This is a genomic window from Pseudoalteromonas sp. AOP7-A1-14 (genome assembly GCF_052376275.1).
Classification (GTDB): domain Bacteria; phylum Pseudomonadota; class Gammaproteobacteria; order Enterobacterales; family Alteromonadaceae; genus Pseudoalteromonas.
The window spans coordinates 15,738-31,642 of the sequence record NZ_JBQSVO010000029.1 but is presented as its reverse complement, the minus strand read 5'-3'; the positions used below and the strand labels follow the sequence as shown (position 1 = coordinate 31,642).

General features: G+C 38.2%; 15 protein-coding genes. 4 read left to right on the top strand and 11 right to left on the bottom strand.

Annotated features, from left to right (window positions below; all coding sequences use genetic code 11):
- Positions 1 to 477: 477 nt before the first annotated feature.
- Genes ACT3RM_RS06945 through ACT3RM_RS06930 form a run of 4 tightly spaced genes read right to left on the bottom strand, consistent with a single transcriptional unit; the run spans position 478 to position 8,176 of the window.
- The gene (locus ACT3RM_RS06945; RefSeq protein ID WP_441994989.1) at positions 478 to 3,708 is read right to left on the bottom strand and encodes a type I restriction endonuclease subunit R; all 3,231 of its coding nucleotides are present in this window, start codon (positions 3,706 to 3,708) and stop codon (positions 478 to 480) included.
- Complete coding sequence (locus tag ACT3RM_RS06940) at positions 3,709 to 4,743, bottom strand: PDDEXK nuclease domain-containing protein (RefSeq protein WP_441994988.1); 1,035 nt, start codon at positions 4,741 to 4,743, stop codon at positions 3,709 to 3,711.
- 2 nt (positions 4,744 to 4,745) lie between these two features.
- Positions 4,746 to 6,122, bottom strand: a complete 1,377-nt coding sequence (locus ACT3RM_RS06935; RefSeq protein ID WP_441994987.1) for a restriction endonuclease subunit S — start codon at positions 6,120 to 6,122, stop codon at positions 4,746 to 4,748.
- The gene (locus ACT3RM_RS06930; protein WP_441994985.1) at positions 6,122 to 8,176 is read right to left on the bottom strand and encodes a type I restriction-modification system subunit M; all 2,055 of its coding nucleotides are present in this window, start codon (positions 8,174 to 8,176) and stop codon (positions 6,122 to 6,124) included. Before ACT3RM_RS06930 ends, ACT3RM_RS06935 begins: the two co-directional genes overlap by 1 nt.
- Positions 8,177 to 8,413: 237 nt before the next feature.
- Here ACT3RM_RS06930 and ACT3RM_RS06925 point away from each other — a divergent pair, with 237 nt between their 5' ends.
- Complete coding sequence (locus ACT3RM_RS06925) at positions 8,414 to 8,782, top strand: ArdC-like ssDNA-binding domain-containing protein (RefSeq protein WP_441994983.1); 369 nt, start codon at positions 8,414 to 8,416, stop codon at positions 8,780 to 8,782.
- Positions 8,783 to 8,823: 41 nt separating this feature from the next.
- Positions 8,824 to 9,498: a zincin-like metallopeptidase domain-containing protein gene (locus ACT3RM_RS06920; protein ID WP_441994981.1), complete on the top strand. Its 675-nt coding sequence runs from the start codon at positions 8,824 to 8,826 to the stop codon at positions 9,496 to 9,498.
- Between the two features lie 384 nt (positions 9,499 to 9,882).
- Here ACT3RM_RS06920 and ACT3RM_RS06915 read toward each other — a convergent pair whose 3' ends face one another.
- The gene (locus ACT3RM_RS06915; protein ID WP_011328755.1) at positions 9,883 to 10,092 is read right to left on the bottom strand and encodes a hypothetical protein; all 210 of its coding nucleotides are present in this window, start codon (positions 10,090 to 10,092) and stop codon (positions 9,883 to 9,885) included.
- Positions 10,089 to 10,487, bottom strand: coding sequence for a hypothetical protein (locus ACT3RM_RS06910; RefSeq protein ID WP_011328756.1), 399 nt, complete (start codon positions 10,485 to 10,487; stop codon positions 10,089 to 10,091). Before ACT3RM_RS06910 ends, ACT3RM_RS06915 begins: the two co-directional genes overlap by 4 nt.
- Positions 10,488 to 10,774: 287 nt before the next feature.
- Between ACT3RM_RS06910 and ACT3RM_RS06905 the strand changes: the two genes are divergently transcribed.
- The gene (locus tag ACT3RM_RS06905; protein ID WP_441994978.1) at positions 10,775 to 11,614 is read left to right on the top strand and encodes a hypothetical protein; all 840 of its coding nucleotides are present in this window, start codon (positions 10,775 to 10,777) and stop codon (positions 11,612 to 11,614) included.
- Positions 11,611 to 12,342 carry a hypothetical protein gene (locus ACT3RM_RS06900; protein ID WP_441994977.1) on the top strand — a complete coding sequence of 244 codons (732 nt, stop codon included), beginning with the start codon at positions 11,611 to 11,613 and terminating at the stop codon, positions 12,340 to 12,342. Before ACT3RM_RS06905 ends, ACT3RM_RS06900 begins: the two co-directional genes overlap by 4 nt.
- 203 nt (positions 12,343 to 12,545) lie before the next feature.
- On the opposite strand, the gene mobI is transcribed toward ACT3RM_RS06900, so the two are convergent.
- The 5 genes from mobI to ACT3RM_RS06875 all read right to left on the bottom strand — a co-directional run bounded on the left by mobI (position 12,546) and on the right by ACT3RM_RS06875 (position 15,769).
- Complete coding sequence (mobI, locus tag ACT3RM_RS06895; RefSeq protein ID WP_441994975.1) at positions 12,546 to 13,115, bottom strand: conjugative transfer protein MobI(A/C); 570 nt, start codon at positions 13,113 to 13,115, stop codon at positions 12,546 to 12,548.
- Positions 13,116 to 13,285: 170 nt separating this feature from the next.
- The gene (locus ACT3RM_RS06890) at positions 13,286 to 13,915 is read right to left on the bottom strand and encodes a recombinase family protein (RefSeq protein ID WP_441994973.1); all 630 of its coding nucleotides are present in this window, start codon (positions 13,913 to 13,915) and stop codon (positions 13,286 to 13,288) included.
- Positions 13,916 to 14,030: 115 nt separating this feature from the next.
- The gene (locus tag ACT3RM_RS06885) at positions 14,031 to 14,492 is read right to left on the bottom strand and encodes a hypothetical protein (protein WP_441994971.1); all 462 of its coding nucleotides are present in this window, start codon (positions 14,490 to 14,492) and stop codon (positions 14,031 to 14,033) included.
- Between the two features lie 9 nt (positions 14,493 to 14,501).
- A complete protein-coding gene (locus ACT3RM_RS06880; RefSeq protein ID WP_138626151.1) occupies positions 14,502 to 14,927 on the bottom strand; it encodes a hypothetical protein in 426 nt (141 codons plus the stop codon).
- Positions 14,927 to 15,769: a hypothetical protein gene (locus ACT3RM_RS06875; RefSeq protein ID WP_441994968.1), complete on the bottom strand. Its 843-nt coding sequence runs from the start codon at positions 15,767 to 15,769 to the stop codon at positions 14,927 to 14,929. The genes ACT3RM_RS06880 and ACT3RM_RS06875 overlap by 1 nt, the downstream gene beginning before the upstream one ends.
- Between the last annotated feature and the right edge of the window lie 136 nt (positions 15,770 to 15,905).

Genomic DNA, 15,905 nt, shown 5'->3' with positions numbered 1-15,905 from the left:
GTTAGTATTGAAAGGCTCTTGTGCTCAGCTCCCCCTAAAAATAGCCCATATTACCTTTAAAAAAATGGCTCTAAATGACTGCTCTTAAAAATAATAACTAGCGAAAATATGATTATTACTCCCCGTATTGCCAGTATTAGACAGGAGAAATCTGTAGCAAGATTTAGAACAGAAGTTTAAGAGGTAGGCGCAATTGATGGGTTTCAAATTTATCTTGTATGTACTATTGATACTTTTGCTATTTTATTTAGATGATAAATCGTAACTAGGCAATAAATGAAAGCTTGCTTAGTAGCATCAGTACATATAAGTCGATTGTTTGTTTCAAACGCACTTTAAAGGTGCTTTGTAATTAAATACGAAGAATGATTAATTGATTTAATAGTAAAAGCCCTTTTTAAACTTTTGGTACAGAGTTGTTTTACCGTAACAACCTAACACTTTGTTTTAAGGGCTTTACTTAATTAAATATGATTACTAACTGTGTTGCTCATTGCTCTTAGCAGCAACACCTTTCATTAGCATGTCGAATACCAAGCTCGCGATGCCTTTAGACACTAAATCGCTTGATAGTGCTTTCATGGCCATTACGTTGTGAGTATCCATACTTTCAATAATCGCGTTTTGAATTGCTTCAGGAAATTGGCCTAGCATGGCTTGCTCTTTAGTATTGTGCTTAACCTGATCCATTGCGGTTTCGTTTTCAGCTACTTTACCCATAATTGCATTAGCGTAATTAACCATATCGTTTTCAGATAGCCCATCTTCAGCAAACAGGTCGTTCATACGCTCAATTATTTCGTTTAAAAGCTCCGTTTTAGGGTCTTTTGGTACTGCGCCCGAGCCTTCCTTACTTGGTGGTATATAGCTTTTAGGTTCTTCACCAATTTTATGACCTAACTGTAAATCAGCTTCGCGTTGTTCATGCAGCCGATAATGCGTCATAACTACATCAGTTAGGTCAACGTCGTCTTCTATTACATCCATGCGTAATAGTGGGTGTAAGTTTTTAGCAAATACACTGAGCTTTTCTAAGTCAGTGTCGTTAAAGTCAACAATTTGAGAGCTAAACTCGTAGTAACGATAAAACGAGATTAAATCTTTTCTAAACACATCTAAAATATCTCTGGCTTCTTTAGCGTGCTTAACACTGTTCTCACTGTACTTAATCGCTTTGTCGTTGTTCTCATCTTTCGCTTTTGAAAGCTCTTTTTGAGCTGATTGCAGTACCGTGGTGGCTTCTTTGTAGCGCAGCTTAAATCGTTCAACCGGCGCTTTCATAATATTGGTGAGTTTGTCTTGCTTGGCATGTTTACTGTTATAAGCGGTTACAAAGGTTTCTACCTCAAACCATTGGTAAATACCCACCTCAGCAAGCTTCTCCATTATGTCGTAAACAATATTAGGGTCAGATACTCCCGAAAGCTCAGCAGTTTGAAAGTAAACTTTAAACTCTTCTAAAATTTCTTTAGGGTCGTTTACAAAATCAAGCACAAAGGTTTTATCTTTACCTTTGCAAGTACGGTTTAGCCTAGAGAGCGTTTGTATACATTCAACACCCTTTAATGGTTTATCAACATACATAGCTACTAATTTAGGTTGGTCAAATCCTGTTTGAAACTTATTCGCTACTAACATTACTTGGTAGTCGTTAGTGTCAAAGGCTTTGCGCATATCGCGGCCACGTAAATTAGGGTTCATCGCTTTTTCAGTAAAAGCATGATCAGGGATATCTGGGTCGTTTACTTCACCAGAAAACGCCACCATTGCATTGACGTTTTCATAGCCTTTATCCATTACATACTTTTCAAAAGCAAGCTTGTAACGAACAGCTTCTAAACGGCTACTCGTCACCACCATTGCTTTAGCTTCACCGCCTAATAAGTGTTTAATTTTTGCATTAAAGTGCTCAACAATTGTTTCAACTTTTTGGGCGATATTATAAGGGTGTAGCCTTACCCATTTAGCCATTTTAGACGCCGCTTTTTTACTATCTACTTCTTGTTCAGACTGCGGGTTATCATGAGCTAATTGATATGCCACGCGGTAACTTGTGTAGTTTTGCAGCACATCTAAAATAAAGCCTTCTTCAATGGCTTGGCGCATTGAATACACATGAAAGGGTAATGGCTTATTAGTATCGCTTAGCGGTGCGTCTAAATCTTCAGGGCGACCAAATAGCTCTAAGGTTTTAGCTTTAGGGGTTGCTGTAAAAGCAAAATAACTAATATTGTTAGAACCTTTTCGGGCCTCTAAAGATAAACGCAGCATATCTTCGCTGTCTAGCTCGTCATCGCCTTCAAGTTGTTCAGCCATAAGCACTTCACGTAACTTACGTGCTGTTGTTCCTGTTTGGCTAGAGTGCGCTTCATCGGCTATTACTGCAAAACTTCGCCCAGCTAGGGTAGAATCTTTACGTATAGCCTCTAAAACATGCGGAAAGGTTTGTATGGTTACAATAATAATCGAGGTACTGGCTTTTAGCTCACCAGCTAGCTGGCTCGATTTACTGCCTTGTGCTTCTTCACGGTTAACGCGCGCTATCATTCCTTCGTTATGATCAAACTGATAAATCGTATCTTGTAGTTGGCTATCCAAAACGGTTCTGTCGGTAATTACTATTACTGAGTCAAATACTTTATCACCCGCTTGTTTTTGTAATTCAGGGTGCTCAGTTAAGTAATGTTTAGAGGCCAGCTGATGCGATAGCCACGCAATAGAGTTCGACTTACCCGAGCCCGCACTATGTTGAATAAGGTACTTTTTACCTGTGCCTTCAAAATCCACGGTATTTATAAGCTTAGAAACCACAGCCCATTGATGATAACGCGGGAATATCATGGTTTCTTTTACTTTTATAGAGCCATCTAGTTGCTCTTCGTCTTTTACTTCTAAGTGAATATAGCGGCTTAAAATAAGTAACAGGTTATCTTTTTGAAAAATCTCATTCCAAAGGTACGAGGTAGCATAGCCGCCATCAGCCGGGATATCATTTCCCGCAGCGCCTTCTGCTGTACCTTGGTCAAACGGTAAAAAGAAGGTTTTATTACCCGCTAAACGGGTCGTCATTGCCACATTATATTGGCTTACTGCAAAGTGGACTAACGCACCCCGTTTAAAGGTCAATAATGGCTCAGCCTTTTTAGTGGTTGGGTCTTTTGGCTGGCGGTCTTTCATATACTGCACTTTGGCATTATTGAGAGACTGCTTAAATTCAGACTTTAACTCACAGGTTGCAACCGGTAACCCATTTACAAATAAGGTTAAGTCTAACCGGCCATCATACCCATTCGGTGAGTATTTTAGCTCAGGCACCACGCGTAAAATATTTTTGTTATAGCGTTTACTCGCATCAGGGTTTAAATCGTGATCAGGCTTAAAACTACACAAGCTAAATTTAGCACCACGGTCTTTAATAACATTACGTAATACCCAAAGCGTCCCTTTATTTTTTAAATTACGCTCTAGGTTTTTAAGTAAAGCATCAGTGGTTGCACTTGGGCTTCTATCAGTTTCTGGATAATGTTTTTGCAGCTTATCCCATTGCTCAGGCTGAGAGCCTTTTACAAAAGCAATTACATCTTCTGGGTAAAGGGCTAGCTCTTTATTATATTTATTCGACTCACCCAGCAACCAGCCCTGTGAAAGCATTTGGTCAATAATATCGTTTTGAAGTTGCAACTCTCTTACTGTTTTTGCTTGGCTCATTTACTCATCCTTTTGATTTAATCGTTGCTTTGCCTTGGCAATAGAGTGCTGTAATTTTTGTTCGAGTAGTTCAACATCCATCAAATGCGTTAGGTATTCTGCAACATGAATATCGCTGCCTTCCATTTCAAGTAACTCAATTTGTTCTTGTTTTTTACTGGAGCACAAAATGATCCCAAGTGGTAGGTTTTCACCTTCTTCGGTTTCATATTTTTTTAGCCAGTTGAGGTATAGCTCCATCTGGCTTTTGTGGCTGTGTTTAAACTTTTCGAGCTTTAAATCGATTGCCACCAAACGCTTTAACTTACGGTTGTAAAATAGCAAGTCGATATAAAAATCATCGTTGTCAATTTGGATACGCTTTTGACGTGCCACAAAACTGAAACCAGCGCCCAGCTCTAATAAAAACTGCTCAATGTCTCTTAAAATGGCATCTTCTAAATCTTTCTCTAAGTAGCGGTCATTCAGCTCTAAGAAATCGAGAATGTAGGGGTCTTTAAGCAGCAGTTCTTGATTATATTGGCCTGAATTTCGTAACTCAGAGAGTTCAGCCACAATGGTATCGTCTGGCTTTTTAGAAATAGCCGTGCGCTCAAACAACAATGCGCCAATGCGCTCATCCAAGGTGCGGGTTGACCAGCGTTCCTGAATGGCCATTGTGGTGTAAAAGTCTCGCTTTATGGGCTCATCAATAGCAATTAACTGGCGAATATGGGTCCAGCTCAATTGTGTACGCAGTGCGTGCACAATCTCTATATCCGAAAAAACCTCTGCAAACTTAACCATTTGCGCAAGGTTGCGCTTACTCCAGCCTTTGCCAAATTGCACCGTTAGCTCATTAGAAAGCGTGGCAATTACTCGCTTGCCGTAATCGGCCCGCTCACCGCCCAGCACCGCTTGATTAATGCGATTACCCACTTGCCAATACAATAAGGTAATTTCGCTATTCACTGCGACCGCTGCGCGCTGCTTGGCACTGTGGATCAGTGCGGTCAGCTCTTGGCTCAAGGGAGCTAGGCTTGTTAGATTATTCATCCTCAAACTCCTTGTGGCTTCCAGTCTCGTACATCAACCTTGCCTGTTACAGCTGCAGAGATTAGTGCTGTTTTGCGCTCATTTAAAAGCTTAACCTTATAAATAGCTTTGGTTATTAGTTGGTCAAAGTTTAGCGTCTTGTTGATAAGATATGCCTTTATCTCTGCTTGCTCATTTTTGGGTGGAAGTGGTACCTCCATACCTTCAAGATTACCAATTGTTAGCTGGTTAATAGTGGATGTTAAGAATGAGCCTGATTGATACTCAAACAGTGGCGAATTCAAGACCCAGTACAAATATGGATTTACTTCACTTCGAAAAATGACCATGAATGCTCCAAAAGCCATACCAACTGCTTCTTTAGTCATAAGAGCATTTTTACCAATGAGCTTTCTACTGCCATTCCTTGAACAAATTAGCAGATCATTTTCTTTGACCCTAATGCGAGAAGGGATATCCATATCAACATAAACATTGTCAGTAAAACTCAATTTAGCGTCTTGGATGTTTGATGATCTCAAAACTAAAACACCTTCATCCTCAGAAACAACATCATTCGGTGAGTACGTAAGACCATTTTTAGCTTCACCAAGATACTTTAATCGTTTCATACCCCAATGCTCTGGAACTTCACCTAACCATTCTACGCCTGAGTCGCGCATTGGGGCATCAGGGTTAAGCCCTTTAGTAACTGCGTGAGAAATAACCGCTTGGCGCTTTTCTTTTAACAGCTCAATTAGCTTTTCTTGCTTGGCGATTAAGGTGTCGATCTTGGCGGTTTCGTGATCGAGGAAATTAAGTATGTGGGCTTGCTCTTCAATAGAAGGTAATGGAAATTCTAACTCTTTAACTATAGTCGAGTTTAGGCCGTGCATTATAGAACCTTTACCTTGCTTGCTTATTTGATTTTTAACTTCCTGAGCCTCATCAACTAATAACCTAAAAAGCTCGGGCAATATTTTTTTGTTCGTTCTAAGTTTAAGAAGGTGAGAGTCAATTATTCCTAGGTCAGCATTTTCAGGAATTACTTGGCATTTCCCACTAGTTCCCATCATTGTTACAAGAATATCTCCCTTTTCTGCTGTGTATACTTTCATACCACTGTATTTTTCGTGTGATATAAATCGCTTACCGAGAGTGAAATCTTTTTTAATAACGTTCTCTTGTCCGTATACCCTAATACCTTTTTTGACCATATCTTCAAGCTTTAAAGCACTACCGAATGGCCCAATCTTTATTCCTTCCGCACCATCTTTAAGCAAGAACTTCACTTTAATAATTTGCCAGCTAAACGGCAGAAAATCTAACCACTCAACTCCAGACTCTTTATATTCAGGGTATGCTTTATACTTTCTTCCGCTCAAGGCTGTACCTGTCATTATGAATGCACCTCGTTAAGTAGCTGCATAATATCGCTCGATACTTTATCTAAATCAGCGTCAATTTCGGTCAATGATCTCGGTGGTACGTATTCATAAAAGTGGCGATTAAATGGTATTTCATAACCAACAATGCCTATTTCGCCGTCTTGCTCATCCCTTTTTTTAGTATCAATCCACGCATTTGGTACATGGGGTAATACTTCACGCTCAAAGTAGTCATCAACACTTTCGGTAAGTGGCACGTTTTCGTTATCGCGTAAGTCTGGGTTAGCTTCTACCTTGCCCTTTACCTTACATACTTCTGCTTCGTCATCGTGCTCACTTAAGTGCTTAACTATCAGTTTAAGTTGGGCAGCGCTTAGCTTAACGCTTGGTGTAGCTGTTTCTAATTCAGTAATTAATGCGTTTATAAATGCATCGCGAGATAAATATTTATCGTAGTTAAGTGAGGCAAGCGCTGCAAGGATAGTGTGTTGAGCATGCTCGTTTAACTTATCCCATGCTTTGTCGGTTGTTAAAGCAGTTATGCGTAGCTCATCTTTTGGATAAACTGCCAGTTGTAATGGGCGCTCTACAGTAATACGGCGATAACCAAATTCTTGGTAATCAAATATTTTGCTAAAGTCATTCTCTACAAATTGGCCGTATGTTTTAACAATGGTTTCTATTGCATCTTCTGTTAGTTCTTTACGTTTGCTGCCGAGTGACTTACGCATGGCTGCATAGAACACATTTTCAACTTCTTCAGTTGACTCGCCACCACCACTGCGGCCTCTGCCACCTGTTTTAGCACGCTCTTTTGCCGCATTTATAAGTTGTACTTTACCTTTACGGTTTGCTGGCTTATGGCTTGAAAGTACCCAAACATAAGTTGATATGCCTGTGTTGTAAAACATATCTGAAGGTAGGGCTACAATGGCCTCTAGCAGGTCGTTTTCAAGAATATAACGGCGAATTTCGCTCTCACCACTACCGGCACCACCGGTAAATAAAGGTGAGCCATTTAAAATAATACCAATGCGCGAGCCACCTTCGTGTTGTGGACGCATTTTGCTAACTAAGTGCATTAAAAACAGTAACGAGCCGTCAGACACACGCGGTAAACCCGCACCAAAGCGGCCTTCAAAGCCTTTTTCGGTGTGTTCATCGTTAATTTGTTTTTGTATTTTTTTCCAGTCCACGCCAAATGGTGGGTTAGATAACATGTAGTCAAACTTTTCAGTGCGTAGCTGGTCGTTTGATAATGTATTACCCAGCTTAATGTTATCGACCTTTTGACCTTTAATAAGCATATCGGCTTTACATATAGCGTATGACTCTGGGTTTAGCTCTTGCCCAAACGCTGAAAGCGATGCTTTATTGTTAAGCTCTAGTACGTATTCCATACCCGATGATAAAAACCCGCCAGTACCCGCTGTTGGGTCGTATATTGAGCGCACTAAGCCCGATTGTGTAAGCGCATCGTCGTCATTGGTAAACACTAAAGAGGTGGTTAAACGTACAATGTCGCGCGGGGTAAAGTGCTCACCCGCGGTTTCGTTAGAGCTTTCAGCAAAGCGCCTTATTAGCTCTTCAAACACTAAACCCATGCCATAGTTACTAATTTTTTCAGGGGATAATGGGGCGTTAGCAAAACGTTTCGCTACTTTATAAAGTAAGTCAGCCTCAGCAAGCTTATCTATAGTGTTAAAAAAATCAAAGTGTTCAAAAATTTCACGCGCATTAGGGCTAAACGATTGAATGTAGCTTTCTAAGTTACTAGCTACATCGGTTTCACCAAGGCGGTTTAAATCCATTTTTGAAGTATTGTAAAAGCTTAACTGCGCTGCGTGAGTTAGGAGCTTGTCTTGCGCTTCAATTGGCATAGCTTTTACGGTTTCGTACTTTTCAAGCACGGCGGGTTTGGTGGCTTCAAGCACACACTCTAAACGCCTTAACAGTGTAAAAGGAAGGATAATACGGCCATACTGAGATTGTTTAAAATCACCGCGAAGTAAGTCAGCGACTGACCATAAAAAAGCAGCGGTTGAAGAGAAGTTGTTATTTGTCATTTTGACCCTTTATTATTTTGTTTTCCGTAACTTAACTTACCATATCACTAGATATGCTATTTTTTAAGCAAGATTTAAGGATTATTTACCAGCACTGAAGGCAGTACTTTTTATTAAGGGTATTGTAACCCTTATCGAGTTATATGGTAGAGAAGGTTTGCCAAATTAAGGTAATATCCATAACTAGCAAAGTGCTAGTCTATAAATAAGTCATGGCTTTTAAAACGGAATTAAATTATGAAAAAGGAAGAAGTAGACGCACATGTTAGAAGTGTTGTAGATAAGCTAATTGAGCAAATGCAGGAGAACGTGGGGGAATGGATAGCACCTTGGCATAATGGCTTTTTAGAACCTAAAAATGCCATTACACACCACCTTTTTAGTGGAATGAACGCAACATTACTTTGGGCGTCTACCCTTGATAATGCATTTCAATCGGATGAATGGGCTACACTTAAACAATGGAATACAAAAAAAGCGAAGGTAAAAATTCGCTCAAAGGGAACGCGTTTATTTCGCCCTATTTACGCTAAAAAAAATAACCCTAGTGATGAAGATTATATTATTTATTTAAACCTTATACGGTATTCAACGCTGACCAAGTAAATAAGTACAACCCCGCGCACCCTGATTTATTTGCAGATGATATGCCGATAGATCCAAGTGCTGATAAATTTATAGCTCGATGCAAAGCCAATATTACTCATGGTAATACCGGTGCATTTTACAGAGTACACGAAGATAAAATATACCTGCCATTCCCCACTAATTTTGTAGATAGTTCTCATGGCAGTAAAAAACATAATTATTATGCGACTGCTATTCATGAGTTAATTCATTGGAGTGGTCATGACACTAGAATGAAGCGCAACTTAGCTAACAATAGTACTGAGCAGTATGCGTATGAAGAGCTTGTTGCTGAACTTGGTGCAGCAATTATATGTACGCGGCTTGAAAATACAATTACACCAAGAACAGATCATGCTGCTTATTTAAAGTCTTGGATAAAGCATTTAAAGGATGATTTTCATTACTTATTTAAAGCCGTAGATGATGCAAAAAAAGCAGTACATTTTTTATATGAGTTAACAGGCATTGAAAACGCTGAGGTGGATTGTGAAGATAAAGAGTTTGAACAACTTAATAATAGTGAAGCAGTAGAACCAGAGAAAATAATTCTTACAGGTTTTGTAAGTACGCTAAAAGTTAGTACGTGCTGTAACCATTGCCATGAAAATTATAGTGTTACGTTAACCCGTTATGAAAATTTATCGTTTTGTGAGCAATGCTCAAAACCAAATAAGCATCTTATTGAGTGGTAATTGCGAGCTTTATAATAGCTTTTACACCTAGTGCATGTTAGCTACTAGGTGTAGTGCTGAATAGAGTAATAATTAATATGTGCCTTCAATGAAAAACGGTGGTCGCTATCATCGCATTCACATATCTCCTTTAACTGGCAAAGGCATCTTGTTTTACTCCTTTCATGCGTGCCATAAGCATAAGATTTTTCCATGCAATCAGGGCACGTAGCCATGACAGAACTGATACTTTTCCCATTTTCGTTTATTCTTTCGATTATGCTTATTGTACAATTTATTGTGGTCATTTACTTATTTGTCTCGTTATTTTGACACGAAGTGACCAGTAGCGCGCTACCGGCACCTTTTAATCTTAAATAGCTTATTTAGGCTTTATTTTCAGGACTAGTAATCATAGCCATCTTCCCAGCCACAATGCTCTGACTCTGCTGACCATATGATATCTTGGCAGCCAGAGTAATTATGAATATCACCGGTATCATCATGTTCATAATTTGATGAGTCATCGTAACCATAGCCTGAGTGGTTAGCTACGATGAGTTCATTATCTGGTTTTATAAGCTCTGGGTCGCTGGGGAAACTAGTCGTATTCATGACATTTCCTCCAGAGTGTTACCAGTGCTATAACTCCAAGCATCTTCTTCTGCAAGATTTATAGCTAGCTCTACCATTCTTCCGCCATCATCGTAATCTAAGGCAAAGTCGAAGTGCTCTTGGAATATATCGAAAATCTCGTGAGGCTCTTCTACAAATATATTTGCTCTTGAAAGATTAGCAGCTGCTTCAAAATTAGAACGGAACCAATCCTCGGCCTCAGCTATTGTGACAGCTCCACGGCCTTGATAACTAATAAAAGTCCGCCAATTTAAATAACCGTAGTTGCGAGCAATCTCATCTTGAATCTGTGTTAAAGTTCGCTCACTAATCTTTGACTGTTGTTTGGCTTGTTTTTTAAGTTTGTTGATAAGGGTTTTTGATATTTTGGACATAATACTTCTCCGGTAACGTGCAATCTCATCAAATGTCCACTTAAGTCTGAGCGTGCGCGATGAAGCTTACGTTCAAAATTTTATAAGAATAGACAACCTCGAAAAGTTTTTGCGTGGACAGCAGGCTTCGTCTAAGCCGTTACTTATTTAAGCATAACATTGAGTTAGTTGTATATGGTTTTCTAAACTTTATATTTAAGACATAAATATTGGTTTATAGAAATCGAGCGTATAAATTTCATACCTGCTTTGAACTACACTTAAAAGTAGTAAAAGGGGCTTAAATTATGACTCATCAAGTTATTTGTTTAGCGGTGCAATTACTCAATAAAGAGCAACGCAATGAGCATTACAGATTAGCATTACCTACTTATTGCTTGGTTGAATTTGCCGAAATACTCATTAATGAAGTACACAAGGCTCGTAAACTGCTAGAAGAAAATAATCTTTATGAGGTTGTTGTAAAAACCACGGAGGTAAAATGGTTTTATGAGCTAACCAATCGGTATCATCATTCGATGACTTCATACCTACATGTAACCAGCACAAGAATTGCTTTTTCAGGGCTGTTACCCCCAAATAAAGAGCCTCACTTCATTACCGCATATGTAGATATTGACGATATAGCTCTACCAGAGCGGAATATTAAAAGCGTTATATTAGATAAAAAACGTGTGCCATTAGTCTTATCGTTAATTCGTGAACTTGAAGCTAAACAAGAGACGTTTGAAAAAATCTCCGACTTATACTGGCAGCTTGAAAATATAGTTTCGCCGATTCGAGATTTAGATGACAAGTGCACCAATGTGCTAACGACAGGTCGTGATGAACTGTTATCTGATTTGAATGAAGAATCGAACACGCTAAGTGTACAAACTGAACAGCTAGAACTGGAGGTTGAGCAAATACTTTTAAGAGTCATAATGCGTATTTTTGGTGTGGTTTACGGTGATTTAATTACTAATATTGATACTAAAAATAGAACCGCTAGCTTACGGTTTGAACATGCTTATTACTACGATAAAGAAATTACATTTAGTGGTACAGGCATTACAAAGCAAGGAAAGCTTGGTAAGCGACATCAGTCTTTTAGTATAAAGATTATGGCTGAGCCTGAGTCAATATGAATATTCAAACTTTGCTATCAGAAATCAAACAGGCTAAAAAGCGCAGAGTAATTCTTGATTATCACCCATCACCAGTTAGCGGTGTAGATGTAATGGCAAAAGATTGGAAACCAAGCTTAGTGCTATTACATAGCTTGTTTAAGTCATTTAAAGCAAATAACTGCTCTATTACAATTACCTGGTGGGGACAAATATTCATCATCCCTAAACACAGCCACACTGCGTTTGAGTTGGCAGTTAACTACCAAGTCGCAAAGGTAGATATACCTAAGTTTGATGTTTTAACGAACAAACAGCACTTCATTAGATTGCGCCTTACGACTCCCAAACCTGTTTATACAGTGAGTTTAAAAGCGCATCGCACAAGGACGAAGTGGTATTGCATTCCTTTTGATTTAGAAAAAGGGGCTGCGCTTGAGCTTGCAGCTTCGTTGTATAAAGAGATGTTGATAAAAGTTAAGCGCTATCCCACCCCAGGGTTGGAAGTAAAAAAGCATACCTCATCTAACGCTAATATTGCAGCCATTATTCATTATGGTGCTGCAAAGTTTGGTGTAAGCTCACCATTTTACCGTTTATCTAAAACTATATTAAACCCACTTATAAGTGCTGGGGTTGAATTAATAGAGAGAAGTGTAATCATCAAAAGCTACTACCCTCGCAGAGATACGGAGTTTAGATTGGGTTATAAAGAACATAAATTTTTTAAACTATTTTTACCTAATTAAGGTAAGTAAGCTAAATTTTTTATTGTTGGCATATAGCTCAGACTGTATCAAATTTAAATGCATAATTATTATTTATCAAATAATAGAAGTAAGCAATGTGGCTAATACAATGACCTTAAAAAGTTTCACATGTGAAAGTTTTTCCATATAACGATAAAACTCAAAGCCCACTAAAAATAGTGGGCTTTGTGCGATTTTTTAAATTATTTGGTTATAGGGTTTTCAAATTTATTGATATGATCTTCTAGCTTGTCCAAGGTTTTCAAATTCATTTTGATCATCCTCCGCATTGCACTGAGGTTTGCATTCATAATACGAATTAACTCAAATCCGGCTTCAGTTTGATTTATTATCGGCCGTTCATAATATTGTGCTCGATTAAAAGAAGTTTTTGAATAGCGGTGTTTTAGCTCTCGACAAATATGTTTGCTAAATACTTTATATCCTTCCCCCTCTTCCTTTTTAACAAATGTATTGTAGTACCAGTGCATTTCTAAACTGCTTTTTACCAATCGAACACGGCAGCCATGATGCCAAGGATAGCCAGGAGTGTCTTTAGTGCGATGTGCATGATTATGTAACCAATAATGGTCAGAGCAACGCTGCCCTAGATAGCGAAGCTTGGCCCGTTCTAAATCTAATACTTTCAACATTGATTTTAAAGTACCACGACACTGTGAAAAAGCGGCTACTGTACCAATTATATGGTCTACATTTTCAGCTCTGGCGGCCTTATGCCAACTTGCTATTGCACTATCAGATTTATTAGTCATAAATATTTCCTCATTAAATTATTGTTCAGGAAATTCTATAACTACAGCTAGTTAATTCACGGCTCTGTATTTAACCAATTTGGGCGCGAAGAGCAGTTTTACCAAATAAAATATGAACTATTTAAATACTATAATTGATAAGCTGTACTGAAGGTACGGCAGTTAGCATTCTAAACATCTGCTTTTTGCCTTAGCTCTTTAGCTACTGAAGCTATTAAATGCCGAGAGCAGTTTAATATATCTTGAATATCACTGTAACTATGGCCAGTGGTAAGTAAACTTGCGATATGTTGCCGTTTTTTCATATCCTTTTGACGACCTAAATATTTTCCTTCTAAGCGCGCTTTATTTATCCCTTGAGATTGCCTACGTCGCCGGTCATCATAATCTTTACGTGCTACAGCTGCTAGCATATCTAACATCATAGCGTTCACTGCTAGAAGGATAGAGTCGGTAAAGCCTGTGTTATCTTTTTTCTCTAATGCTAACCAGCTAGTAGGTAGCTCTGGCGATACTATAGATAAACGTTTTGCTGCAAGTTTGTTTTTTAAAACTTCCCAGTCATGCTGTTTCAAACGTGCTAACCGGTCAATTTGTTCTACTAGTACAATGTCACCATTGCTAGAATCATCAATTAAACGCATTAACTCTGGTCTTTGTAATGTGGCGCCTGAAATGTTTTCAACGTAAAAAGTAGCTATGCGTTGATTATGCTGTTTAGCAAACTGAATTAATGACTCTTTGGCCCGCCCTGCATTTTGTTCTTGAGTAGATGCTCTTAAATAAGCCCGAATAAACATGGACAGCTCCTTAGTCTGTTATAGATAGTTCTTTTAATTTGGTCTGTTATAAGTAGTTTTATTGGTTGATATTTAATGGAAGTAGCTGGTTCTTATGAGCTGTACCCATAAGGAACTAAAAAGTCATGTTCGATCTCCATAGTGCAATTCCGCATGTACGGCAAATATGCTGATTATGAATTCCATATTTAGTATTCGCGACAGCCTTTATCCACACAGAGTTTGCACCACAATTATGGCAACCTTTAAATTTACTCCCACCAAAGCTACCGGGGTGAGCTAGCTTGTAATCACTAAAGCTCTGTCCATCAAGAAAAGTGCGCCCAAAAGCTTCTATATCATCTTTAGTATTCTTAATTTTCTCATCTACTGACTTAGAAAATTCATCATGATCTTGTTTAAATTTAAATATTGAAAATATTAGTTGGTATAAAAACTCACAAAATAAGTAGCTAAACCAAATCAGCAGTATAATTGTGAGCCACTCGGCCCCTCCCATAAATAGTAATCCAAATATAGAAAGTACAATGCCTAGTAACTTCAACTTACTTTGCCATGAACGTATTTTTTTACTCATACCTACACTCTATAAAGATAATAAATATTTACTTAAAAACTTATTTTGGAGAAGAGATAATACTTTCTGATACTTTCCATTAGTCATTACAATAAGTTCTGATTTGGTGATCTTAGGAGCTTTAACTGGTAAACCCGTATATGAAATATCTGGGTAGGTAGCAGGATTAAATAACCCATGTGGAATATTATCCCCATCATATAATCTTCTTCGAAGCGTAAGATCAATATAAGCCCCATTGGTTAGTTCAATCCAGCAATGAGGGGTAACGTATCTAGATACAATATTATCTCTAACACAACCAACACGACTTTGATGGAACAAACCAGATTCTCTGAGTAAATGGCTGATCAAAAATGTCATGTGATCACTGTTTAACTTCAGATCTTCAAACTGTAATAGAGCTAGATCAAGTTCATCATTAAAAGGATCCATTATTTTGGCTTCCTAAATATCAATTGCTTACCTTGTTCATATAAAACAGGATAGGAAATGAGTTCACTACTTTGAACAATCTTATTGGGCGGATAATACATAATCATCCATGGAGGCAATGATGCGCTAATAGCTCTATAAAACTCATCCATTGGAAAGTTATTGTCTTTTCCTGTCTGTTTGAATATAAAACGGGAGTAATTTTCTGGGTGAGAGGCAGTTATGCTGTAACTATTCAGTTCACTGTCAATTATGTATTCAGGTGTTTTCCAGTATGTAGGTTCTTGAATATTATAAGCAACAATACAGTTATCCATATTACACCCATATTTTTCGCTTTTAATCGACCACAACATTAAAGGGTGGCCATCTATGGTAGGTGTTTCTATTTCTGAAAGCTTAATTGCAGTCAAACCCATATCAATACTTACTTGCTCAATTGCATGGTCAACTAAATCAATATATTTGTTATATGCTTGCTCTTCTGATTTTACTAATGAAGCAGGCATCCACCCAATTAGACTTGGTCTAGCAGATGGACTATCTGGCGTCATCATTATATCTGTTGCGTTAAATAATAGCGTTTGACTACCGGATAAGTGGCGCAATGGTGCATCAAACGATGTTGCTAAGCTTGCAAAATTAAGAAATGGAACAAACACCCCTTTGCTATATGAGTTTGTTCCATCTGCTGAATCCCGTAAATCTATATCATAAATATCGCCAGCACGAGCCAAGTTCAATGCCCGTGATTGGCCTGCATTATAATCTCTAGTGAGGGATATACAGCCTATTAAAGTAGTAGTAAGTAACACTGAAGTAATTAATATACGTTTATGCATTATTCTCTCCTCTCGTTTAATAGATGATTACATAACGTAAAGCAAACGCAAGAGAAAAACAAAAAATATTTAATTATATCAATAGTTTGTACTTTAAGTACAAACTACCAGGCGGATTAAAGTATAAAGAAAAAGA

Excerpts from the sequence above, each read along its gene's own strand:
- ACT3RM_RS06945 (WP_441994989.1), bottom strand. The coding sequence starts at position 3,708 with ATGAGCCAAGCAAAAACAGTAAGAGAGTTGCAACTTCAAAACGATATT.
- ACT3RM_RS06940 (WP_441994988.1), bottom strand. The coding sequence starts at position 4,743 with ATGAATAATCTAACAAGCCTAGCTCCCTTGAGCCAAGAGCTGACCGCA.
- ACT3RM_RS06935 (WP_441994987.1), bottom strand. The coding sequence starts at position 6,122 with ATGACAGGTACAGCCTTGAGCGGAAGAAAGTATAAAGCATACCCTGAA.
- ACT3RM_RS06930 (WP_441994985.1), bottom strand. The coding sequence starts at position 8,176 with ATGACAAATAACAACTTCTCTTCAACCGCTGCTTTTTTATGGTCAGTC.
- ACT3RM_RS06925 (WP_441994983.1), top strand. The coding sequence starts at position 8,414 with ATGAAAAAGGAAGAAGTAGACGCACATGTTAGAAGTGTTGTAGATAAG.
- ACT3RM_RS06920 (WP_441994981.1), top strand. The coding sequence starts at position 8,824 with ATGCCGATAGATCCAAGTGCTGATAAATTTATAGCTCGATGCAAAGCC.
- ACT3RM_RS06915 (WP_011328755.1), bottom strand. The coding sequence starts at position 10,092 with ATGAATACGACTAGTTTCCCCAGCGACCCAGAGCTTATAAAACCAGAT.
- ACT3RM_RS06910 (WP_011328756.1), bottom strand. The coding sequence starts at position 10,487 with ATGTCCAAAATATCAAAAACCCTTATCAACAAACTTAAAAAACAAGCC.
- ACT3RM_RS06905 (WP_441994978.1), top strand. The coding sequence starts at position 10,775 with ATGACTCATCAAGTTATTTGTTTAGCGGTGCAATTACTCAATAAAGAG.
- ACT3RM_RS06900 (WP_441994977.1), top strand. The coding sequence starts at position 11,611 with ATGAATATTCAAACTTTGCTATCAGAAATCAAACAGGCTAAAAAGCGC.
- mobI (WP_441994975.1), bottom strand. The coding sequence starts at position 13,115 with ATGACTAATAAATCTGATAGTGCAATAGCAAGTTGGCATAAGGCCGCC.
- ACT3RM_RS06890 (WP_441994973.1), bottom strand. The coding sequence starts at position 13,915 with ATGTTTATTCGGGCTTATTTAAGAGCATCTACTCAAGAACAAAATGCA.
- ACT3RM_RS06885 (WP_441994971.1), bottom strand. The coding sequence starts at position 14,492 with ATGAGTAAAAAAATACGTTCATGGCAAAGTAAGTTGAAGTTACTAGGC.
- ACT3RM_RS06880 (WP_138626151.1), bottom strand. The coding sequence starts at position 14,927 with ATGGATCCTTTTAATGATGAACTTGATCTAGCTCTATTACAGTTTGAA.
- ACT3RM_RS06875 (WP_441994968.1), bottom strand. The coding sequence starts at position 15,769 with ATGCATAAACGTATATTAATTACTTCAGTGTTACTTACTACTACTTTA.